This is a genomic window from Streptococcus mitis (assembly GCF_905187535.1).
GTDB classification, from domain to species: domain Bacteria; phylum Bacillota; class Bacilli; order Lactobacillales; family Streptococcaceae; genus Streptococcus; species Streptococcus mitis_BS.
Window position 1 is genome coordinate 179,024 of sequence record NZ_CAJJIE010000028.1, and the last position, 24,644, is coordinate 203,667.

General features: G+C 38.9%; 15 protein-coding genes and 1 tRNA gene. All 16 read left to right on the plus strand.

What is annotated here, in order from left to right; genetic code table 11:
* The first annotated feature begins 296 nt into the window (after positions 1-296).
* Positions 297-1,871: a degradosome RNA helicase CshA gene (gene cshA / locus JQ841_RS04330; protein ID WP_078238249.1), complete on the plus strand. Its 1,575-nt coding sequence runs from the start codon at positions 297-299 to the stop codon at positions 1,869-1,871.
* 254 nt (positions 1,872-2,125) lie between these two features.
* Positions 2,126-2,914: a GTP-sensing pleiotropic transcriptional regulator CodY gene (codY, locus tag JQ841_RS04335; protein ID WP_000940721.1), complete on the plus strand. Its 789-nt coding sequence runs from the start codon at positions 2,126-2,128 to the stop codon at positions 2,912-2,914.
* On the plus strand, positions 2,914-3,489 hold the full coding sequence (locus JQ841_RS04340; RefSeq protein WP_203180205.1) for a cysteine hydrolase family protein: 576 nt from the start codon (positions 2,914-2,916) through the stop codon (positions 3,487-3,489). The genes codY and JQ841_RS04340 overlap by 1 nt, the downstream gene beginning before the upstream one ends.
* A gap of 79 nt (positions 3,490-3,568) precedes the next feature.
* Positions 3,569-3,654: transfer RNA gene (locus JQ841_RS04345), tRNA-Leu, on the plus strand.
* 137 nt (positions 3,655-3,791) lie between these two features.
* On the plus strand, positions 3,792-5,069 hold the full coding sequence (locus JQ841_RS04350; RefSeq protein WP_203180206.1) for an ABC transporter permease: 1,278 nt from the start codon (positions 3,792-3,794) through the stop codon (positions 5,067-5,069).
* A 12-nt stretch (positions 5,070-5,081) separates the two neighbouring features.
* On the plus strand, positions 5,082-5,729 hold the full coding sequence (vex2, locus tag JQ841_RS04355; RefSeq protein ID WP_000173751.1) for an ABC transporter ATP-binding subunit Vex2: 648 nt from the start codon (positions 5,082-5,084) through the stop codon (positions 5,727-5,729).
* 54 nt (positions 5,730-5,783) lie between these two features.
* Positions 5,784-7,163, plus strand: a complete 1,380-nt coding sequence (vex3, locus tag JQ841_RS04360) for an ABC transporter permease subunit Vex3 (RefSeq protein WP_203180207.1) — start codon at positions 5,784-5,786, stop codon at positions 7,161-7,163.
* 349 nt (positions 7,164-7,512) lie between these two features.
* Positions 7,513-10,419 carry a LysM peptidoglycan-binding domain-containing protein gene (locus JQ841_RS04365; RefSeq protein WP_203180208.1) on the plus strand — a complete coding sequence of 969 codons (2,907 nt, stop codon included), beginning with the start codon at positions 7,513-7,515 and terminating at the stop codon, positions 10,417-10,419.
* A 161-nt stretch (positions 10,420-10,580) separates the two neighbouring features.
* The gene (gene vncR / locus JQ841_RS04370; RefSeq protein ID WP_203180209.1) at positions 10,581-11,237 is read left to right on the plus strand and encodes a response regulator transcription factor VncR; all 657 of its coding nucleotides are present in this window, start codon (positions 10,581-10,583) and stop codon (positions 11,235-11,237) included.
* On the plus strand, positions 11,234-12,556 hold the full coding sequence (vncS, locus tag JQ841_RS04375) for a sensor histidine kinase VncS (protein WP_203180210.1): 1,323 nt from the start codon (positions 11,234-11,236) through the stop codon (positions 12,554-12,556). Before vncR ends, vncS begins: the two co-directional genes overlap by 4 nt.
* Before the next feature lie 146 nt (positions 12,557-12,702).
* On the plus strand, positions 12,703-13,584 hold the full coding sequence (locus JQ841_RS04380; RefSeq protein ID WP_203180211.1) for a class II fructose-bisphosphate aldolase: 882 nt from the start codon (positions 12,703-12,705) through the stop codon (positions 13,582-13,584).
* Positions 13,585-13,869: 285 nt separating this feature from the next.
* Complete coding sequence (locus tag JQ841_RS04385) at positions 13,870-14,862, plus strand: ABC transporter ATP-binding protein (protein WP_203180212.1); 993 nt, start codon at positions 13,870-13,872, stop codon at positions 14,860-14,862.
* A 1-nt stretch (position 14,863) separates the two neighbouring features.
* Complete coding sequence (locus JQ841_RS04390) at positions 14,864-15,682, plus strand: ABC transporter permease (protein ID WP_203180213.1); 819 nt, start codon at positions 14,864-14,866, stop codon at positions 15,680-15,682.
* A gap of 1 nt (position 15,683) precedes the next feature.
* Complete coding sequence (locus JQ841_RS04395) at positions 15,684-16,469, plus strand: ABC transporter permease (protein ID WP_203180214.1); 786 nt, start codon at positions 15,684-15,686, stop codon at positions 16,467-16,469.
* Between the two features lie 733 nt (positions 16,470-17,202).
* Positions 17,203-23,808 carry a S8 family peptidase gene (locus JQ841_RS04400; RefSeq protein WP_203180215.1) on the plus strand — a complete coding sequence of 2,202 codons (6,606 nt, stop codon included), beginning with the start codon at positions 17,203-17,205 and terminating at the stop codon, positions 23,806-23,808.
* 492 nt (positions 23,809-24,300) lie between these two features.
* Complete coding sequence (locus tag JQ841_RS04405; RefSeq protein ID WP_203180216.1) at positions 24,301-24,609, plus strand: hypothetical protein; 309 nt, start codon at positions 24,301-24,303, stop codon at positions 24,607-24,609.
* The last annotated feature ends 35 nt before the right edge of the window (positions 24,610-24,644 follow it).

The window sequence follows — 24,644 nt, forward strand, 5'->3', positions numbered from 1 at the left end:
ATAAGAAAAAAACTTTTGCACAATTCTGCTACGCTTTAAAAAAGTTTATGAAATAGTGGAAATTTCATCCTTATTTTCTCTGAAAAATCGTTTACATGAGTTTATCGATAGATTGGGCTATCTTTTGCTTCTCTCTTGTGTTATACTAGATAGGTTGCAAAGAAAACAGTACTTTTCTTTTGTGGAAAAGAAGCAACACGATTTTATATCCAGTATATGAAAATACGTCATAAAAAGAAAAGTATAAACTAAGCCCTATAGGGTGGCTTCGCACCACCTTTAGAAAGAAGAATATCGTGAAATTTAATGAATTAAACTTGTCTGCTGATTTGCTAGCAGAGATTGAAAAAGCTGGTTTTGTAGAAGCCAGTCCGATCCAAGAACAAACCATTCCCTTGGCCCTTGAAGGCAAGGACGTTATCGGTCAAGCTCAGACTGGTACAGGAAAAACTGCAGCCTTTGGCTTGCCTACCCTTGAAAAAATCCGTACAGAAGAAGCAACCATCCAAGCCTTGGTCATCGCTCCAACTCGTGAACTTGCTGTCCAAAGTCAGGAGGAATTGTTCCGCTTTGGTCGTAGTAAGGGAGTCAAAGTCCGCTCAGTATATGGCGGATCAAGCATTGAAAAACAAATTAAGGCTCTTAAATCTGGTGCCCATATCGTGGTGGGAACTCCAGGTCGCCTCTTGGACTTGATTAAACGCAAGGCCTTGAAATTACAAGATATTGAAACTCTTATCCTTGACGAAGCGGATGAAATGCTCAATATGGGCTTCCTAGAAGATATCGAGGCCATCATTTCTCGTGTCCCTGAAAACCGTCAAACTTTGCTTTTCTCAGCAACTATGCCAGATGCCATCAAACGTATCGGTGTTCAGTTTATGAAAGAACCTGAGCATGTCAAGATTGCGGCTAAGGAATTGACAACAGAATTGGTTGACCAATACTATATCCGAGTTAAAGAACAAGAAAAATTTGATACCATGACTCGTCTCATGGATGTGGAACAACCAGAACTTGCTATTGTATTTGGTCGTACAAAACGCCGTGTAGATGAATTGACTCGTGGTCTTAAAATCCGTGGCTTCCGTGCAGAAGGAATTCATGGAGACCTAGACCAAAACAAACGTCTTCGTGTCCTTCGTGACTTTAAAAATGGCAATCTTGATGTTTTGGTTGCGACAGACGTTGCAGCGCGTGGCTTGGATATTTCAGGTGTGACCCATGTCTATAACTACGATATTCCACAAGATCCTGAAAGTTATGTTCACCGTATCGGTCGAACAGGTCGTGCTGGTAAGTCAGGTCAGTCTATTACTTTCGTATCACCAAATGAAATGGGCTACCTCCAAATCATTGAAAACTTGACTAAGAAACGTATGAAAGGTCTCAAACCTGCAAGTGCAGAAGAAGCTTTCCAAGCTAAAAAACACGTAGCTCTCAAGAAAATTGAACGTGATTTTGCAGATGAGACTATCCGTGGCAACTTTGAGAAATTTGGTAAGGATGCTCGTAAGCTAGCTGCCGAATTTACTCCAGAAGAATTGGCAATGTATATCTTGAGTCTGACTGTTCAAGACCCAGATAGTCTTCCTGAAGTGGAGATTGCACGTGAAAAACCACTGCCATTTAAACCATCAGGTAATGGCTTCGGTGGTAAAGCTAAGGGAGGTCGTCGTGGAGATGACCGTCGTGATAATCGCCGTGGAGACAACCGTCGTGGTGGTCGTCGTGATGATTTCAAAAAAGGAAGTCGTGGCAATGATCGTTTTGATAAGGAAAAACGTTACCGTAAGGATAATAAAAAACCACGCAATACTTCAAGCGAAAAGCAAACAGGCTTTGTTATTCGTAACAAGGGCGATAAATAAGAAAAAGCGGTTCAAAATGAATCGCTTTTTTATATAAGGAGACCGAATGGAAAAGAAAGATAAATAAATAGATATATTATCTTCTTGTAATATTATAATACACAAAAATAGGGAGCTTGTCAATAGAAAAGAAGCAATTTAATTAAAAATATTCTTGTTTTTTCAAATTGCAATTAAATAAGCAATTTTCAGATAATAATTGAAAATTCAAGCTGTTTATGTTATAATGATAGCGATTAAATTCGAGGTGAAAAATGGCACATTTATTAGAAAAAACTAGAAAAATTACTTCTATCCTGAAGCGCTCAGACGAGCAGTTGCAGGAAGAACTTCCCTACAATGCGATTACCCGTCAATTGGCTGATATTATTGACTGTAACGCCTGTATCGTTAATAGCAAGGGACGTCTCCTTGGCTATTTTATGCGTTACAAAACCAATACAGATCGTGTAGAACAATTCTTCCAAACTAAAATTTTCCCTGATGACTATATTCAAGGTGCGAACATGATCTACGATACAGAAGCCAATCTGACAGTTGATCATGATTTAAGTATTTTCCCTGTGGAAAGTCGTGCCGATTTTCCAGATGGCTTGACGACTATTGCACCGATTCATGTATCAGGGATTCGTCTTGGTTCTTTGATTATTTGGCGCAATGATAAGAAATTCGAAGATGAGGACTTGATTCTTGTTGAGATTGCCAGTACCGTTGTTGGGATTCAGCTTCTCAACTTCCAACGTGAAGAAGATGAGAAAAATATCCGCCGTCGTACTGCTGTTACCATGGCGGTCAATACCCTTTCTTACTCAGAACTTCGTGCTGTTTCAGCTATTTTAGGGGAGTTAAACGGAAATGAAGGTCAGTTGACTGCGTCAGTGATTGCAGACCGTATCGGTATTACCCGTTCTGTGATCGTCAATGCTCTTCGTAAACTTGAGTCTGCTGGGATTATTGAAAGTCGCTCGCTTGGAATGAAGGGAACCTACCTTAAGGTCTTGATTTCAGATATTTTTGAAGAAGTGAAGAAAAGAGATTACTAATGACTAAGGCTTTAATTTCGATTGATTATACAGAAGATTTTGTGGCTGATAGTGGAAAATTGACAGCAGGTGCTCCAGCTCAGGCGATTTCAGATGCCATTAGCAAGGTGACTCGATTAGCCTTTGAAAGAGGAGATTACGTTTTCTTTACTATCGATGCTCACGAAGAAAACGATTGTTTCCATCCAGAAAGCAAATTATTTCCTCCTCATAATTTGATTGGGACTAGTGGGCGAAATTTATACGGAGATTTGGGAACATTTTATCAAGAGCATGGTTCAGACAGTCGTGTCTTTTGGATGGATAAACGCCATTACTCAGCATTTTCAGGGACTGACTTGGATATCCGCTTGAGAGAACGTCGCGTTTCTACAGTTATATTAACAGGAGTCTTGACGGATATCTGTGTCCTACATACAGCTATAGATGCTTATAATTTAGGATATGACATTGAAATTGTTAAACCAGCCGTTGCTTCCATCTGGCCTGAAAATCATCAATTTGCCCTAGGTCATTTCAAAAACACACTTGGAGCTAAGTTAGTAGATGAAAATCTAAATGAACTTTCAGAGTAATTTGGTTGTGAAATGAAAAAAATTGAAAAAAAGTGTTGACAAGCATCCTAAAAGTTGATATACTAGTAAAGTAATCGACGCGGGGATGGCGGAATTGGCAGACGCGCAGGACTAAGGATCCTGTGACCGTTTTAGGTCGTGAGGGTTCAAGTCCCTCTCTCCGCATAGGATAAGGGTTAGCTTAGGCTAGCTCTTTTTTTCATCTAATTCAAGTAGAGCAAAAAATTTTTGCTCTTTTTTTGTATTTCATAAACATTTCATATTTGGATTTTATAATAGTCTTACAAATATGGAGGTGAAAAATGAATCCAATCCAAAGAGCTTGGGCTTATGTCAGCAGAAAACGGCTGAGAAGTTTTATTTTATTTCTGATTTTATTTGTCCTATTAGGCGGAATTTCAGCCTGTTTGACATTGATGAAGTCCAACAAAACAGTGGAAACCAATCTTTACAAATCGCTCAACACATCTTTTTCTATTAAGAAGATAGAAAATGGACAGACTTTTAAGTTGTCGGACTTATCATCCGTGAGCAAGATTAAGGGGCTGGAAAATGTCTCTCCTGAACTTGAGACGGTCGTAAAACTGAAAGACAAGGACGCGGTGAGTGGTGAGCAGAGCGTGGAACGTGATGATTTGTCAGCTACGGACAAGAATTTGGTTAGCTTAACGGCTCTTGAGGATTCATCCAGAGATGTCGCCTTTACCAGTTCGGCTTTTAATCTAAAAGAAGGGCGACACCTTCAAAAAGGGGATTCCAAGAAAATCCTTATCCACGAAGAGTTGGCTAAGAAGAATGGTCTTTCCCTTCATGACAAGATTAGCTTGGATGTTGGACAGTCCGAATCTGGAAAAGGACAAATAGTAGAGTTTGAGATTGTCGGTATCTTTTCTGGTAAAAAACAAGAGAAATTCACAGGCTTGTCTTCAGACTTCAGTGAAAACCAGGTATTTACAGACTATGAAAGTAGCCAAAGCCTTTTGGGTAATGGTGAATCTCTAGTCAGTGCAGCTCGCTTTTATGTAGAAAATCCTAAGGAAATGGACGGACTCATGAAGCAGGTAGAAAACTTGGCCTTGGAAAATCAAGGCTACCAAGTCGAGAAGGAAAACAAGGCCTTTGAACAAATCAAAGACTCAGTAGCAACCTTCCAAACCTTCCTCACCATCTTCCTTTATGGGATGTTGATAGCAGGAGCCGGAGCCTTAATTCTGGTCTTATCTCTCTGGTTGAGAGAAAGGGTCTACGAAGTGGGAATCCTTCTGGCACTTGGAAAAGGCAAGAGTTCCATCTTCCTACAGTTCTGTTTAGAGGTAGTTTTGGTATCGCTTGGAGCTTTGCTTCCAGCATTTGCTGCAGGCAACGCCATCACATCTTACCTACTCCAAACCCTACTCGCAAGTGGAGATCAGGCAGCCCTACAAGACACGCTAGCCAAAGCAAGCAGTTTATCAACCAGCATCTTATCTTTTGCAGAATCCTATGTTTTTCTAGTTCTGCTTAGTTGCTTATCTGTAGCCCTTTGTTTCCTATTCTTATTTAGAAAATCGCCTAAGGAAATTTTATCATCTATTAGTTAAGAAGGAGAAATCATGACTTTATTACAATTACAAGATGTTACCTATCGTTATAAGAACACTGCTGAAGCAGTCCTATATCAGATCAATTATAATTTTGAACCCGGGAAATTTTACAGTATTATTGGTGAGTCAGGAGCAGGAAAATCCACACTCTTGTCCCTACTTGCTGGTCTAGATAGTCCTGTTGAAGGTTCTATCCTTTTTCAAGGAGAGGATATTCGTAAGAAGGGCTATTCTTACCATCGCATGCACCATATTTCCCTGGTCTTTCAAAATTATAACTTGATAGATTATCTTTCTCCACTGGAAAATATCCGCTTGGTCAACAAAAAGGCAAGCAAGGATACACTGCTTGAGCTTGGTTTGGATGAAAGTCAGATCAAGCGGAATGTTCTCCAGTTATCAGGTGGTCAACAGCAACGTGTGGCCATTGCGCGCAGTTTGGTATCAGAAGCTCCAGTTATTCTCGCGGATGAGCCAACGGGAAATCTGGACCCTAAAACTGCTGGAGATATTGTCGAACTGCTCAAATCACTTGCCCAGAAAACAGGTAAATGTGTCATCGTCGTCACCCACAGTAAAGAAGTGGCACAGGCGTCAGATATTACACTTGAATTGAAGGATAAGAAACTGACTGAAACTCGCAATACGACGAAATAATATGAGCTTTTCTGTTAGAATTATAAGAAAGAACAAAATCTAGAAAGGGAACCTATGTTACACAACGCATTTGCCTATGTTACAAGGAAGTTTTTCAAATCAATCGTCATCTTCCTGATTATTCTCCTCATGGCGAGCTTAAGTTTGGTTGGCTTGTCGATCAAGGGAGCTACTGCCAAGGCTTCTCAGGAGACCTTTAAAAATATCACCAACAGCTTCTCCATGCAAATCAATCGTCGCGTCAATCAAGGAACGCCACGTGGTGCTGGGAATATTAAGGGGGAAGATATCAAAAAAATCACCGAAAACAAGGCTATCGAGTCTTATGTTAAACGTATCAACGCTATCGGAGATTTGACTGGATATGAACTCATCGAAACGCCAGATACCAAGAAAAATCTAACACCTGACCGTGCCAAACATTTTGGAAGTAGCTTGATGATTACAGGTGTCAATGACTCCTCTAAAGAAGACAAGTTTGTCTCTGGCTCTTATAAACTAGTCGAAGGTGAGCACCTAACCAACGATGACAAGGATAAGATTCTCATGCACAAGGACTTGGCAGCCAAATACGGCTGGAAAGTTGGAGATAAGGTCAAACTGGACTCAAATGTCTACGATGCAGACAATGAAAAAGGTGCCAAGGAAACAGTTGAAGTGACAATTAAGGGACTTTTTGATGGTCACAATAAGTCGGCAGTAACTTACTCACAAGAACTCTATGAAAACACTGCTATCACAGACATTCACACTGCTGCAAAACTTTATGGATACACAGAAGACACAGCTATTTATGGGGACGCAACCTTCTTTGTAACAGCGGACAAGAATTTGGATGATGTCATGAAAGAGTTGAATGGCATCAGTGGTATCAACTGGAAGAGTTACACACTTGTGAAGAGCTCCTCTAACTACCCAGCTCTTGAGCAATCCATCTCTGGCATGTACAAGATGGCCAACCTCCTCTTCTGGGGTAGCTTGAGCTTCTCAGTCCTTCTCCTTGCACTCTTGCTTAGTCTTTGGATCAACGCCCGTCGCAAGGAAGTGGGAATTCTCCTCTCTATTGGACTCAAGCAGGCAAGTATCTTGGGGCAATTCATCACTGAATCTATCTTGATTGCCATCCCTGCTCTTGTTTCTGCTTACTTCCTAGCCAGTTACACAGCCCGTGCAATCGGAAATACTGTTCTTGCCAATGTCACTTCAGGTGTTGCCAAGCAAGCCAGCAAGGCTGCTCAAGCCTCTAACCTTGGTGGTGGTGCAGAAGTAGATGGCTTTAGCAAGACCTTGTCGAGCCTAGACATTTCCATTCAGACATCAGACTTTATCATCGTCTTTGTCCTTGCCTTGGTTCTAGTGGTTCTCGTTATGGCGCTTGCTTCAAGCAATCTCCTCAGAAAACAACCAAAAGAGCTCTTGCTGGATAGTGAATAAGTTTGAAAAAATTAGTCTGGAATAGAGGATACATCTTGTCTTTCTATTCCAGAATGTTGGATAGAGAATGCATATTTAACAATTCAAAATAGAGCCGAAAGCAGTGGTGAAAATCATTGCTTTCAGTTGCTTTCTTTGTACTTTTGATGGTGGATGTGATATACTAAAATCGTGGAGTTCAGTGGAAGGACAATTTACAATTTCTATATTCAAATATGCATAAAAATTTATTTATAATTTGCTTTTAAATAAATAGAAAACCTGTAGATACCTATCCAGACTGCAAAGGTAGACGAGCCTGCTGTGGCTGAGTTTGCCTTTTAAAAATATAAAAATAGTGAGGAAAATAATGAGACAAACAAATGTTAGAGGGACATTATCCCTACGTGGCTTTAGAAAATTAAGAACTGGTGCAATTGTTGCGACAGGTGTGATTTTATTGGGACTGGGCTTTTTAGCTCCAACTGTTTCCGCTAACGAACAAGATGGTGTTTGGGTAGCCAGAACAGTTGCAGAAGTAAAAGCTGATATTCAAAATATAGACAATTTATCATACTACACAATTAAGTGGGGAGACACACTGAGTGCTATTAGTGAAGCAACAGGGCTATCTGTAGATAGTTTGGTTGAGATAAATCGTATTGCAAATAGAGATTTGATTTTTGCTAATAATAAATTGTATTTTAGCGAAGAGGCTTTTCTAAAAGATGGAAATACAGAAGTCAAAAGACAGCGAGTGTCAATTGATAATTCTGGTAGCTGTCAAAGTTATGAAGTTGAAACAAAGACAGATACTGTAACTGGAGAGCAAACGACTACTGTTAAACAAACGACACCAGTAGTTGTGGAAACACCAGCAGTATCGGCAGCGAAAGCTGAAGAGTCAGTATCGCCAGCACCGAAATCAGAAACACCAGTCACAGTTGCGCCAAAATCAGAAACAAGGGAAGAAGTTTCAAATGCTCCATTACTGGGCGCTACAACTAGTGCTGATTCAGGTGAATCAAGTCCAGTAACAGACAATGCCCCTTCAAATACAGGGACTACAAATCAACCTGTAGCTTCAAATCCAAGTTCTGAAGTTCCAGTGCCATCAGTATCAGCACCGAAAGCAGAGGAACCAGTGGCACCAGCACCGAAAGCAGAAGAGCCAGTATCTCCAGCGCCGAAAGCAGAAGAGCCATCTGCTCCAACACCGAAAGCGGAAGAACCAGCAGCAGGAACAACACCAAAAGCGGAAGCGCCAGCACCGAAAGCCGAGGAACCAACGACACCAGCACCGAAAGTGGAAGAACCTGCAACACCAGCACCGAAAGTGGAAGAACCAGCAGCCCCAGCACCAAAAGCAGAAGAGCCAGCAACACCAGCACCGAAAGCGGAAGAACCAGCGGCACCAGCGCCAAAAGTAGAGGAACCTGCAATACCAGCACCGAAAGCCGAGGAACCAGCAACTCCAGCACCAAAAGCTGAAGAGCCAACGGCTCCAGCGCCGAAAGCGGAAGAACCAGCAGCCCCAGCACCGAAAGCCGAGGAACCAACGACACCATCACCAAAAGCGGAGGAACCAGCGGCACCAGCGCCAAAAGTAGAGGAATCTGCAATTCCATCACCAAAAGCAGAAGAGCCAACGGCACCAGCACCAAAAGCCGAGGAACCATCAGCGCCAGCACCAAAAGCCGAGGAACCATCAGCTCCAGCACCGAAAGCAGAAGAGCCATCGGCCACCACGTCAAAAGCAGAAGAACCAACGACACCAGCACCAAAAGCGGAGGCTCCAGCGGCTCCAGCGCCAAAAGTAGAGGAACCATCAACGCCAGGACCAAAAGTAGAGGAACCTGCAACTCCAGCCCCGAAAGTGGAAGAACCAGTGGCTCCAACACCGAAAGCCGAGGAACCAGTGGCACCAACACCGAAAGTGGAAGAGCCATCGACACCAGCCCCGAAAGTGGAAGAGCCATCAGCAACAACACCAAAAGCGGACGAGCCAGCAGCCACAACACCAAAAGCGGACGAGCCATCGGCCACAACGCCAAAAGCGGACGAGCTATCGGCCACAACGCCAAAAGCAGAAGAACCAGCGGCTACAACGCCAGAAGTGGAAGAACCATCGGCGCCAGCACCAAAAGGTGAAGAGCCAGCCACAACACCAAAAGAAGATAGTCCGTCTGAAGAAGTAGCACCTAAAGATGAAAAACTTGAGGAAGCAAAAAAAGATGGAAAAGATGTTATTGAAAAAATTGCGGCTTCAAAACTTAGTGAAATTGAAAAAGTTAAAGATGAAGCAGAAAAAGCTAAGTTAGAAGCTCAATTAAAAGAATTAAAAGAAGCAGGATTAGCAGCGATAAATAATGCTAAAAATCACGATGCAGCAGTAGATGCTACGGATGAATATCAAACTAAGATTGATGAGATTAATGTTCCAGGTGAAGAATTACCTGCACCAAATTATAATAAAGATAATTTAACAAATGGTCGTAATGAGGGTACTACTATTAATGATGGAAGTACAGCAATAGGTCATGGGTCAGGTGAAGCTACAGTAACAACTCCAGCACAACCTTCTTCAACTTCGGAAGGGACTTCAAGTTTTAGAAATGCCCCATCAGTTCAAGCAAGAGCAAGAAGAGTGGCACGTTCAACATCAGAACCAGATGGAACTGTCAATATTAGCTATAACTTCGCTGGAATGCCAGATATTCATGGCTTCCTATCTGATCCGGGAGAAGATAACACTGTCACAATTCCTGCTGGAACGAATGAAGCACAGGCAAAAGAATTAGTAAAAGAAAAAATTCAAGCCAAGATAAAAGACTTAGCTACTAGAGGGTATCATGTGAAAAATGACATTATTTTTGAACAAGATACTACTGTGAAAAATTATAACTACGTCGTTACATTTACTAAGGAGGCTACAGGAACTTCAGGTTTCAGAATGGCTCCAGCAGTTCAACCACGCGCTAGCAGAAATCGTAGAAGTCTAGAACAGCCAGCTCCTCATAAGGTCAAAGTCAATGTTTTTTATAACTTTGATAAAATGAAAGATATTGCAGGTTTCCTAGGAGATATCAATGGAACTTCTCTTGAAATTGCGGAAGGTTCAACAGATGATCAAGTAAAAGCAGTAGTCAAGAACCAAGTTGATGCCAAGAAAGAGGAATTACGTAAATGTGGTTATACTGTTAAAGAAGACTATCTCTATAAAAACAATGGGAAAGATTATAACTACGTTGTAACATTTTCAAAAGCAACTAAATAATTTTCATTCCATAGGGAGTGAAATGTGAGCAGAGAGAGCGATAGGCTCTCTTTGTTTTATCTAGTAGCAAGTTTCTTAAAGACAAAAGACCAATAAGAGGCTATAATAAATAGAGTAGGTATTTATTCTAAGAAAAATAAAAAATAGAGAGCAGTTAAAGTATGAAAATTTTAATTGTAGAAGATGAAGAGATGATCCGTGAGGGGATCAGTGACTATTTGACGGATTGTGGTTATGAAACCATTGAGGCGGCGGACGGACAAGAAGCCTTGGAGCAATTTTCTAGCTATGAGGTGGCCCTGGTTTTACTGGATATCCAGATGCCCAAACTCAATGGCCTAGAAGTTCTAGCGGAGATTCGTAAAACCAGTCAGGTTCCTGTCTTGATGCTGACCGCCTTTCAGGATGAGGAATACAAGATGAGTGCTTTTGCCTCTCTGGCAGATGGCTATCTGGAAAAACCTTTCTCCCTCTCCCTCTTAAAAGTGAGAGTAGACGCGATTTTCAAGCGCTACTATGATACGGGGCGAATCTTCTCCTATAAGGATACCAAGGTGGACTTTGAGAGCTACAGTGCCAGCCTAGCAGGAGAGGAAGTGGCTGTTAATGCTAAAGAGTTGGAAATTTTGGACTATATGGTGAAAAATGAAGGAAGGGCATTGACTCGATCTCAGATAATCGATGCCGTATGGAAAGCGACAGATGAGGTTCCCTTTGACCGTGTCATTGATGTTTATATCAAGGAACTGCGGAAAAAGCTAGACTTGGATTGCATCCTCACTGTGCGCAATGTTGGTTATAAATTGGAGCGAAAATGAAACGAACAGGTTTGTTTACAAAGATATTTATCTATACCTTCTCGATTTTTAGTGTTCTGGTTATTTGCCTTCATTTAGCTATTTATTTTCTTTTTCCTTCGACTTATCTGAGCCACCGTCAGGAAACCATTGGTCAGAAGGCAACAGCCATTGCCCAGTCCCTAGAAGGGAAAGACAGGCAGAGTATCGAGCAAGTCTTAGACCTGTATTCCCAGACTAGTGATATCAAAGGGGCCGTCAAGGGCGAGATGACTGATGACAAGTTGGAGGTTAAGGACAGTCTTCCTCTGGATACGGACCGCCAGACAACTTCCCTCTTTATTGAGGAGCGGGAGGTGACAACGCAGGACGGTGGTACCATGACTCTCCAGTTTCTAGTTTCCATGGATTTGCAAAAGGAAGCAGAGCAAATCAGTCTCCAGTTTCTTCCCTATACCTTGCTGGCATCCTTTCTAATTTCCCTTTTGGTAGCCTATATCTATGCTCGGACCATTGTTGCCCCGATTTTGGAAATCAAGTGGGTGACCCGACGGATGATGGATTTGGATGCCCAAGTGCGATTGCGCGTGGATTCGAAGGATGAGATTGGTGATCTCAAAGAACAAATCAATAGCCTCTACCAGCATCTTTTGACTGTCATTGCGGACTTGCATGACAAGAATGAAGCCATTCTCGAGCTGGAAAAGATGAAGGTCGAATTCCTACGAGGGGCTTCTCATGAATTGAAAACACCGCTGGCTAGTTTGAAAATCCTGATTGAAAACATGAAAGAAAATGTCGGTCGTTATAAAGATAGAGACCGCTATCTGGGAGTAGCCTTAGGAATTGTGGATGAGCTCAATCACCACGTTCTCCAGATACTTTCTCTCTCGTCTGTGCAGGAATTAAGAGATGATAGGGAACAAATTGACTTACACCAGATGACGCAAAGTCTGGTTAAGGATTATGCCTTGCTAGCCAAGGAGAGAGAGCTCCAGATAGACAATAGTTTAACCCATCAGCAGGCTTGTCTAAACCCATCAGTTATGAAGTTGATTCTGTCTAACCTCATCAGCAATGCCATTAAGCACTCTGTTCCAGGTGGCTTAGTTCGCATTGGAGAAAGAGAAGGGGAACTTTTTATAGAAAATAGCTGCAGTCCAGAAGAACAAGAAAAACTAGCCCAGTCTTTTTCTGACAATGCTAGTCGCAAGGTCAAGGGGTCTGGGATGGGGCTCTTTGTGGTTAAGAGTCTATTAGAACATGAAAAATTACCTTATCGTTTTGAGATGAAGGAGAATCGTTTGACCTTCTTCATAGCTTTTCCAAAAGTCGCCTAAGATTAGGGAGAGAAAGGGCTTACATAGATGAAGCTAGAAGAAATTCAATCGAAACTGCGGGAAAAACTAGATTTTTTTGTCAAAAAGTGATAAAATGAACAATGTAAATGGGATGACCCATAAAAATATACAGGAGGCCTGATAAAATGGCAATCGTTTCAGCAGAAAAATTTGTCCAAGCAGCTCGTGACAACGGTTATGCAGTTGGTGGATTTAACACAAACAACCTTGAGTGGACTCAAGCTATCTTGCGCGCAGCAGAAGCTAAAAAAGCTCCAGTTTTGATCCAAACTTCAATGGGTGCTGCTAAATACATGGGTGGTTACAAAGTTGCTCGCAACTTGATCGCTAACCTTGTTGAATCAATGGGTATCACTGTACCAGTAGCTATCCACCTTGACCACGGTCACTACGAAGATGCACTTGAGTGTATCCGAGTTGGTTATACTTCAGTTATGTTTGATGGTTCACACCTTCCAGTTGAAGAAAACCTTGAAAAAGCTCGTAAAGTTGTAGAATTTGCTCATGCAAATGGTGTATCAGTAGAAGCTGAAGTTGGTACTATCGGTGGTGAAGAAGACGGAATCATCGGTGATGGTGAATTGGCTCCAATCGAAGATGCTAAAGAAATGGTTGAAACTGGTATCGACTTCTTGGCAGCTGGTATCGGTAACATCCACGGTCCTTACCCAGAAAACTGGAAAGGTCTTCACCTTGATCACTTGCAAAAATTGACTGAAGCTGTTCCAGGATTCCCAATCGTATTGCACGGTGGTTCAGGTATTCCTGATGAGCAAATCCAAGCAGCTATCAAACTTGGTGTTGCTAAAGTTAACGTTAACACAGAATGCCAAATCGCATTCGCTAACGCAACTCGTAAATTTGCTCGTGATTACGAAGCAAACGAAGCAGAATACGACAAGAAAAAACTCTTCGACCCACGTAAATTCTTGGCTGACGGTGTAAAAGCTATCCAAGCATCAGTTGAAGAACGTATCGACGTATTCGGTTCAGAAGGTAAAGCTTAATCTAGCTGAACAATACAAAATAGAAATCTGCCCATTGGGCAGTTTTTTTTGTGTTTTAAGGAAACTACTAAACCAGAATTTTGAATTAAAAATACCATTTTAAGAGAGAAATCTCTAATTTTATAATCTGTAGGCAAACGCTTGCATTCTAGTTTTTATTGGACTATAATAGGTTGGTATAAAGCCTTTTGTAATAATAAAACGTAGAAGGTGTAGAAAGTAAGGATTTAGAAGATTTGTAGTCAAAAATACAATGTTGCTATTCCTTGCTATAGGGAGAGATTTATGGCAATGATAGAAGTGGAACATCTTCAGAAAAATTTTGTGAAGACTGTCAAGGAACCAGGTTTGAAGGGGGCATTGCGCTCCTTTATTCATCCTGAAAAGCAGACCTTTGAAGCGGTCAAGGATTTAACCTTTGAGGTTCCTAAGGGACAGATTTTAGGCTTTATCGGGGCAAATGGTGCTGGGAAGTCGACAACCATCAAGATGCTGACAGGAATTTTGAAACCGACATCTGGTTTCTGTCGGATTAACGGCAAGATTCCGCAGGACAATCGCCAAGACTATGTCAAGGATATTGGGGTTGTCTTTGGGCAACGAACCCAGCTATGGTGGGATTTGGCTCTGCAAGAGACCTACACGGTCTTGAAAGAGATTTACGATGTACCAGACTCGCTCTTTCATAAGCGCATGGATTTTTTGAATGAAGTCTTGGATTTGAAGGACTTTATCAAAGACCCCGTGCGGACTCTTTCACTGGGTCAACGAATGCGTGCGGACATCGCAGCCTCCTTGCTCCACAATCCCAAGGTTCTCTTTTTAGATGAGCCGACCATTGGTCTGGATGTGTCGGTCAAGGATAACATTCGTCGGGCCATTACCCAGATCAATCAGGAGGAAGAAACAACCATACTCTTGACTACTCATGATTTAAGTGATATTGAGCAACTTTGTAATCGGATTTTTATTATTGACAAGGGGCAGGAGATTTTTGATGGAACGGTGATCCAGCTCAAGGAGACCTTTGGCAAGATGAAGACTCTCTCCTTTGATTTGATGCCAGGTCAAAGTCATCTCGCTTCTCACTATGAAGGACTACCTGATATGACTGTTGATAGACAAGGAAATAACCTTAATATTGAATTTGATAGTTCACGCTACCAGTCAGCTGATATTATCAAGCAAACCTTGTCTGATTTTGAAATCCGCGATTTGAAGATGCTGGATACGGATATAGAGGATATTATCCGTCGTTTCTACCGAAAGGAGCTCTAAGATGGTCAAATTGTGGAGACGTTATAAACCTTTTATCAATGCAGGGATTCAGGAGTTGATTACCTATCGAGTCAACTTTCTTCTTTACCGGATTGGCGATGTTATGGGAGCTTTTGTGGCTTTTTATCTCTGGAAGGCAGTCTTTGATTCCTCGCAGGAGTCCTTGATTCAGGGCTTCAACATGGCAGATATCACCCTTTACATCATCATGAGTTTTGTGACCAATCTGTTGACCAAGTCAGATTCTTCTTTCATGATTGGGGAGGAGGTCAAGGATGGTTCCATTATCATGCGCTTGTTGCGACCAGTGCATTTTGCGGCCTCTTATCTCTTTACCGAGCTTGGCTCCAAGTGGTTGATTTTTATATCTGTTGGTCTTCCTTTTTTAAGTGTTATTGTCTTGATAAAAATCGTATCTGGACAGGGCATTGTAGAAGTGCTAGGATTAACAGTCCTTTATCTTTTTAGCTTAACGCTGGCCTATCTGATTAACTTTTTCTTTAATATATGTTTTGGTTTTTCAGCCTTTGTGTTTAAAAATCTTTGGGGTTCTAACCTACTTAAGACTTCCATAGTGGCCTTTATGTCTGGAAGTTTGATTCCCTTGACTTTCTTTCCAAAGGTTGTTTCAGATATTCTCTCCTTCTTGCCTTTTTCATCTTTTATTTACACTCCAGTCATGATTATTGTTGGGAAATACGATACCAGTCAGATTCTTCAGGCACTCGCTTTGCAGTTTTTCTGGCTCTTAGTGATGGTGGGCTTGTCTCAGTTGATTTGGAAACGAGTCCAGTCCTTTATTACCATTCAGGGAGGTTAGTATGAAAAAATATCAACGCATGCATCTGATTTTTATCAGACAATACATCAAACAAATCATGGAATACAAGGTGGATTTTGTGGTTGGTGTGCTGGGAGTCTTTCTGACCCAAGGCTTGAACCTCTTGTTTCTCAATGTCATCTTTCAACATATTCCATCCCTAGAAGGCTGGACCTTTCAAGAGATCGCCTTTATCTATGGATTTTCCTTGATTCCCAAGGGACTAGATCATCTTTTTTTTGACAATCTCTGGGCGTTAGGACAACGCTTGGTGAGAAAAGGCGAGTTTGATAAGTATCTGACTCGTCCTATCAATCCTCTTTTTCACATCCTAGTTGAGACCTTTCAGATTGATGCCTTGGGCGAACTCTTGGTCGGTGGCATTTTACTAGGAACAACAGTGACCAGCATTGCTTGGACGCTTCCAAAATTCCTGCTTTTCCTAGTTTGTATTCCTTTTGCGACCTTGATTTATACTTCCTTGAAAATCGCGACAGCTAGTATCGCTTTTTGGACCAAGCAGTCAGGCGCCATGATTTACATTTTCTATATGTTCAATGATTTTGCCAAGTATCCGATTTCCATTTACAATTCAGCTCTTCGTTGGTTGATTAGCTTTATCGTCCCTTTTGCCTTTACGGCCTACTATCCTGCCAGCTATTTCTTGCAGGACAAGGATGTAATCTTTAACATCGGAGGTTTGATTTTGATTTCCCTTGTCTTTTTTAGTATTTCCCTTAAACTCTGGGACAGGGGCTTGGATTCTTATGAAAGTGCTGGATCCTAAGATGAAGAAACTCAAAGCCTTGTCTCAGGACAGGCTTTTTCTAATAGAGATGAAAATTCCTTTACATCTATTCTCGGAGTGCTATACTTTAAGTGTAATAGCGATTTAGCTCATACTCTTCGAAAATCTCTTCAAACCGCGTCAACGTCGTCTTGCCGTTTATATGTGACTGACTTCGTCAGTTCTATCCACAACCTCAAAGCAGTGCTTTGAGCTGACTTCGTCAGTCTTATCTACAACCTCAAAACAGTGTTTTGAGCAGCCTGCGGCTAGTTTCCTAGTTTGCTTTTTGATTTTCATTGAGTATCAGTTGGTAGAGCAAGGCACTCGTAAAGTTTAGCTCCTAGGTGAATAAATGCCCGAATATCTGAAAAATTTATATTGTTTAATAGCGCTGATATTTCATCAATGATGTTTGACTTTGTGATGTTGCTAGTGCTTTAAGTTGATTGCTACTATTTTTGATGGTGTGAATGTGCTTATAATGTATCTCAGTTAAGTACGAAATTTTTATATATTTTTTAACACATATTAAAAATAAAATTAACATACCTTAATTTTTCTTGACTTAAATTTTTTTAATTGATATACTATTTTTCAGAGAGTTAACAATTATATATAAATGCACTACTCTATTTCCTAGATAATACTTAGTAAAACTTTTTATAACAAAGGCTAGCAAAGTTAAAGTTTTCTATCTATTGGAAGTTAAATAAATATGTAAGGAATTAAAATGAAAAAAAGTACAGTATTGTCATTAACCACAGCTGCAGTTATTTTAGCAGCATATGTCCCTAACGAGGTAATCCTAGCAGACACATCTAGTTCTGAAGATGCTTTAAATATCTCTGATAAAGAAACAGTAGTAGTAGGTAAACAAAACGAAAACAAAGAAAAACTTGAAGATATTCATAATGTTATAGAAACTTCAAAGGATACTGAAGAGAAGAAAACAACAATTATTGAGAAAAAAGAAGCTGTTAGTAAAGAATCTGTGATAGACAATAACACTAGCAATGAAGAAGAAAAAATCAAAGAAGAAAATTCCATTCAATCCCAAGGAGATAAAGCGGACTCGTCTGCAAGTAAAGACCCAGAAAGTCCCAAAAAAGAGGATAAACTTGTCTATATTGCTGAATTTAAAGATAAAGAATCTGGAGAAAAAGCAATCAAAGAATTATCAAATCTTAAGGATACAAAAGTTTTATATACTTATGATACGGTTTTTAATGGTGTTGCAATAGAAACAACTCCAGATAATCTGGACAAAATTAAACTAATAGAAGGTATGTCATCGGTTGAACGATCACAAAAAGTCCAACCGATGATGAATCATGCTAGAAAAGAAATTGGAGTTGAAGAGGCAATCGATTACCTAAAATCTATCAATGCACCATTTGGGAAAAATTTTGATGGTAGAGGTATGGTCATTTCAAATATCGATACCGGGACAGATTATAGGCATAAGGCCATGAGGATTGATGATGATGCTAAAGGCTCAATGAGATTCAAAAAAGAAGACTTAAAGGGTACTGATAAAAATTTCTGGTTGAGTGATAAAATTCCTCATGCTTTCAATTATTATAATGGTGGTAAAATTACTGTAGAAAAAGCTGATGATGGAAGCGATTATTTTGATCCACATGGAATGCATATTGCAGGGATTCTTGCTGGAAATGATACTGAAAAAGACATTAAAAACTTTAACGGAATAGATGGAATTGCTCCTAATGCACAGATCTTCTCTTATAAAATGTACTCTGACGCAGGATCTGGCTTCGCAGGAGATGAAACAATGTTTCATGCTATTGAAGATTCGATCAAACACAATGTCGATGTTGTTTCGGTATCATCTGGCTTTACAGGAACAGGTCTTGTAGGTGAGAAATATTGGGAGGCTATTAGAGCATTAAGAAAAGCAGGCATTCCAATGGTTGTAGCTACGGGTAACTATGCGACTTCTGCTTCAAGTTCTTCATGGGATTTAGTGGCAAATAATAATCTGAAAATGACCGACACTGGAAATGTAACGCGAACTGCAGCACATGAAGATGCGATAGCGGTCGCTTCTGCTAAAAATCAGACAGTTGAGTTTGATAAAGTCAACATAGGTGGAGAAAATTTTAAATACAGAAATATAGGGGCCTTTTTCGATAAAAATAAAATTATAACAAATGAAGATGGATCAAAAGCTCCTGATAAATTGAAATTTGTATATATAGGCAAGGGTCAAGACCAAGATTTGATAGGTTTGGATCTTAAGGGCAAAATTGCAGTAATGGATAGAATTTATACAAAGGATTTAAAAAATTCTTTTAAAAGAGCTACGGATAAGGGTGCACGTGGCATTATGGTTGTAAATACTGTAAATTACTACAATAGAGATAATTGGACAGAGCTTCCAGCTATGGGATATGAGGAGGATGAAGGAACTACTAGTCAAGTATTTTCAATTTCAGGAGATGATGGTGTAAAGCTATGGAACATGATTAACCCTGATAAAAAAACTGAAGTTAAAAGAAATAGTAAGGAAGATTTCAAAGATAAATTGGATCAATACTATCCAATTGATATGGCCAGCTATAATTCTAATAAACCGAATGTAGGTGATGAAAAAGAGATTGACTTTAAGTTTGCACCTGACACAGACAAAGAATTGTATAAAGAAGATATCATAGTTCCAGCAGGATCCACATCTTGGGGACCGAGAACAGATTTGCTTTTAAAGCCTGATGTCTCAGCACCAGGTAAAAATATTAAATCTACTCTTAATGTCATTAATGGGAAATCAACTTATGGCTATATGTCAGGGACTAGTATGGCAACTCCAATCGTAGCAGCTTCTACTGTTTTGATTAGACCGAAGTTAAAGGAAATGCTTGAAAGACCTGTATTGAAAAATCTTAAGGGAGATGACAAAATAGACCTTACAAGTCTTACAAAAATTGTCCTACAAAATACTGCACGGCCTATGATGGATGCGACTTCTTGGAAAGAAAAAAGCCAATACTTTGCATCACCTAGACAACAGGGAGCAGGGCTAATTAATGTGGCTAATGCTTTGAGAAATGAAGTTGTAGCGACTTTCAAAAACACGGATTCTAAAGGCTTGGTAAACTCTTATGGTTCTATTTCCCTTAAAGAAATAAAAGGAGATAAAAAATACTTTACCGTTAAGCTTCACAATACATCAAACAGACCTTTGACCTTTAAAGTTTCAGCATCAGCGATAACTACAGATGCTCTAACTGATAGACTAAAACTGGATGAAACATACAAAGATGAAAAATCTCCAGATGGGAAGCAAATTGTTCCAGAAATCCATCCAGAAAAAATCAAAGGAGCAAATATCACATTTGAGCATGATACTTTCACTATAGGCCCAAATTCTAGCTTTGATTTAAATGCAGTTATAAATGTTGGAGAGGCTAAAAACAAAAATAAATTTGTAGAATCATTTATTCATTTTGAGTCAGTGGAAGAAATGGAAGCTCTAAACTCTAGCGGGAAGAAAATAAACTTCCAACCATCTTTATCGATGCCTCTAATGGGATTTGCTGGGGATTGGAATAAGGAACCAATCCTTGATAAATGGGCTTGGGAAGAAGGTTCAAAATCAAAAACAATGGAAGGTTATGATGATGATGGTAAACCAAAAATTCCGGGAACCTTAAATAAGGGAATTGGTGGAGAGCATGGTATAGATAAATTTAATCCAGCAGGAGTTATACAAAATAGAAAAGATAAAAATACAACATCTCTAGATCAAAATCCAGAATTATTTGCTTTCAATAACGAAGGGATCAACGCACCATCATCAAGTGGTTCTAATATTGCTAAAATTTATCCTTTAGATTCAAATGGAAATCCTCAAGATGCTCAACTTGAGAGAGGATTAACACCTTCTCCACTTGTATTAAGAAGTGCAGAAGAAGGATTGATTTCAATAGTAAATACAAATAAAGAGGGAGAAAATCAAAGAGACTTAAAAGTCATTTCGAGAGAACACTTTATTAAAGGAATTTTAAACTCTAAGAGAAATGATGCAAAGGGAATCAAATCTTCTAAGCTAAAAGTTTGGGGTGACTTGAAGTGGGATGGACTCATCTATAACCCTAGAGGTAGAGAAGAAAATGCACCAGAGAGTAAGGATAACCAAGATCCTGCTACTAAGATAAGAGGTCAATTTGAACCGATTGCAGAAGGTCAATATTTCTATAAATTTAAATATAGATTAACTAAAGATTATACATGGCAGGTTTCCTATATTCCTGTAAAAATTGATAACACAGCCCCTAAGATTGTTTCGGTTGATTTTTCAAATCCTGAAAAAATTAAGCTGATCACAAAGGATACTTATCACAAGGTAAAAGATCAATACAAGAATGAAACCCTATTTGCGAGAGATCAAAAAGAACATCCTGAAAAATTTGATGAGATTGCAAACGAAGTTTGGTATGCTGGCGCCGCTCTTGTTAATGAAGATGGAGAGGTTGAGAAAAATCTTGAAGTAACTTATGCAGGTGAGGGTCAAGGAAGAAATAGAAAACTTGACAAAGACGGAAATACCATTTATGAAATTAATGGTGCAGGAGATTTAAGAGGAAAAATCATTGAAGTCATTGCATTAGATGGTTCTAGCAATTTCACAAAGATTCATAGAATTAAATTTGCTGATCATGCTGATGAAAAGGGGATGATTTCCTATTATCTAGTAGATCCTGATCAAGATTCATCTAAATACCAAAAGCTTGGTGAGATTTCCGAATCTAAATTTAAAAATTTAGAAAATAGAAAAGAGGATAGTCTTAAAAAAGATACAACTGAGGAAGAAAATCATCAAGACAATGAAGAGTCTATCGAAGAAAAATCTAGCTTGACTATTCATAAAACTATTTCAACAATTAGAGAGTTTGAAAGTAAAGACTTGAAGAAACTCATTAAAAAGAAATTTAGAGAAGTTGATGACTTTACAAGTGAAACTGGTAAGAGAACAGAAGAATACGATTATAAATACGATGATAAGGGAAATATCATTGCTTATGACGATGGTAGTGCCTTAGAATATGAAACTGAAAAACTTGACGAAATCAAATCAAAAATTTATGGTGTTCTAAGCCCGTCTAAAGATGGACACTTTGAAATTCTTGGAAAGATAAGTAATGTGTCTAAAAATGCCAAGGTATATTATGGAAATAACTATAAATCTATAGAAATCAAAGCGACCAAGTATGATTCCCATTCAAAAACGATGACATTTGATTTATACGCTAATATTAATGATATTGTGGATGGATTAGCTTTTGCAGGAGATATGAGATTCTTTGTTAAAGATGATGATCAGATAAAAGCTGAAACGAAGATTAGAATGCCTGAAAAAAATAAGGAAACTAAAACAGAATATCCCTATGCATCAAGTTATGGGAATATAATAGAATTAGGAGAAGGAGATCTTTCAAAGAATAAACCAAACAATTTAACTGAAATGGAATCTGGTAAAATCTATTCTGATTCAGAAAAACAACAATATCTGTTAAAGGATAACATCATTCTGAGAAAAGGCTATGCACTAAAAGTGACTACCTATAATCCTGGAAAAACGGATATGTTAGAAGGAAATGGAGTCTATAGCAATGAAGATATGGCAAAAATACAAAAGGCCAATCCTAATCTAAGAGTTCTTTCAGAAAAAATAATTTATGCTGATAGTAGAAATGTTGAAGATGGAAGAAGTACTCAATCAGTATTAATGTCGGCTTTGGACGGCTTTAACATTGTAAGGTATCAAGTGTTTACCTTTAAGATGAATGATAAAGGGGAAGCAATCGATAAAGATGGAAATCTTGTAACAGATCCTTCTAAACTTGTATTATTCGGTAAAGATGATAAAGAGTACACTGGAGAGGATAAGTCCAATGTAGAAGCTATAAAAGAAGATGGCTCTACGTTATTTATTGATGCAAAACCAGTAAACCTTTCAATGGACAAGAACTACTTTAATCCATCTAAATCTAATAAAATTTATGTACGAAATCCAGAATTTTATTTAAGAGGTAAGATTTCTGATAAGGGTGGTTTTAACTGGGAGTTGAGAGTTAATGAATCTGTTGTAGATAATTATTTAATCTACGGAGATTTACACATTGATAACACTAGAGATTTTAACGTTAAGCTTAATGTTAAAGACGGTGACATCATGGACTGGGGAATGAAAGACTATAAAGCAAACGGATTCCCAGATAAGGTAACAGATATGGATGGAAATGTTTATCTTCAAACTGGCTATAGCGATTTGAATGCGAAAGCGGTTGGAGTACACTATCAATTTTTATATGATAATGTCAAACCCGAAGTAAACATTGATCCTAAGGGAAATACTAGTATTGAATATGCTGATGGAAAATCTGTAGTCTTTAACATCAATGATAAAAGAAATAATGGATTCGATGGTGAGATTCAAAACAAATATATTTATGTAAATGGAAAAGAATATAAATCATTTGATGATATTAAACAACTAACAGATAAGACACTAAACATTAAGATTGTTGTAAAAGATTTTGCAAGAAATACAACCGTAAAAGAATTCATTTTAAACAAAGATACGGGAGAGGTGAGCGAACTAAAACCTCATACGGTAACTGTGACCATTCAAAATGGAAAAGAAATGAGTTCAACGATAGTGTCGGAAGAAGATTTTATTCTACCTGTCTATAAGGGGGAATTAGAAAAAGGCTATCAATTTGATGGCTGGGAAATTTCTGGTGTCGAAGGGAAAAAAGATGCTGGTTATGTTCTTAATCTATCAAAAGATACCCTTATAAAACCTGTATTCAAGAAAATAGAGGAGAAAAAGGAGGAGGAAAATAAACCTACTTTTGATGTATCCAAAAAGAAAGATAAGGTGCAAGCAAATCATAGTCAATTAGATGAAAATTACAAAAAGGAGGATTTACAAAGAGAAAATCATTCGTACAAATCTGATTCAACTGAAGGTGTCAAAGCTACAGTTCCTGTACAAGTAAATTATAGTCAATTAGGTGAAAGTCATAGAAAAGAGGATTTCCAAAGAGAAAATCATTCACAAAACTCTGATTCAACTGAGGATGTTACAGCTCCAGTTCCTGATAAAAATGATAAAAACTTTGAAAATAAGAAGGAAGTTTATCTTAATGAACCAGAGAACATAGCTAATAAACATACCAATATTGATAGTAAATCAACTACTAACAATGATAGGTTGCCAAAAACCGGAACAGTTAGCGAAGTCTTCACGTCATTAGTTGCCGGAATAATGTTTACTGTAGGTGCATTTCTTGGATTGAAGAAAAAAGATTAAGATGAAGACAAAAGCTATAGATGAAAAAATGGTTTATGTACTGAGATAGTATGATGATGAAACTGTTTTGTGAAAATAGCTATTTATAACTCAATTATTTAGTTTACTTTACTATTGATACTCTTTTTGGATTTATTAATAGACTTAGTTTCGACAACTAATGAATTGATTGAAAGGGTTAGTATTGACAATATTGGTCATATTAATTAGAAAATAGAGTCTATCAAAATTTAAAGGTTAATGGAGGTGATGAGACAATTTCAAGGAATTAAGTAGCGTTTGGTTGCTTAATTCCTTTTTATTTGGAAGGAAGTTTTTCACCTGCTTCCTTATTTTATCGCTATTATTCAACCACTTAGACCGAGATAGAGACCAGATAGACAAAAGAGCTTGTTCTTGAAACTGACCTCTGCTATAATGATTTTTGTAAGGGACGTGAGGCGTCACTATCAGATAACTCAAGTTCATAAAAAAGAAATCGGAGATAAAGAAATGAAAAAATTATTGGGGATTGTATTTTTAGTAGCAGCAGCGACAGTAGTGTATTTTGGTTCTGTTGGCTGGCCAAGTTTGGACATTAACCTCTGGTCATTGATTCCGGTAGGGCTGTTCCTCTTTTTCACTCTAGAGAATCTTTGGAAAAAGGACTATAAGGCTAGTCTGATGTGTTTGATTATTGCCTTTATTATTGAGAATGCAATTTTGGACCTGTTGCCAATTTCAAGTGGCTTGGTGATTGGAGCAGGTGTGCTGGCTTGTGTAGGTATTGGTTACCTCTTTCCTGATAAAGAAGGAAAATAATACTCTTCGAAAATCTCTTCAAACCACGTCAGCTT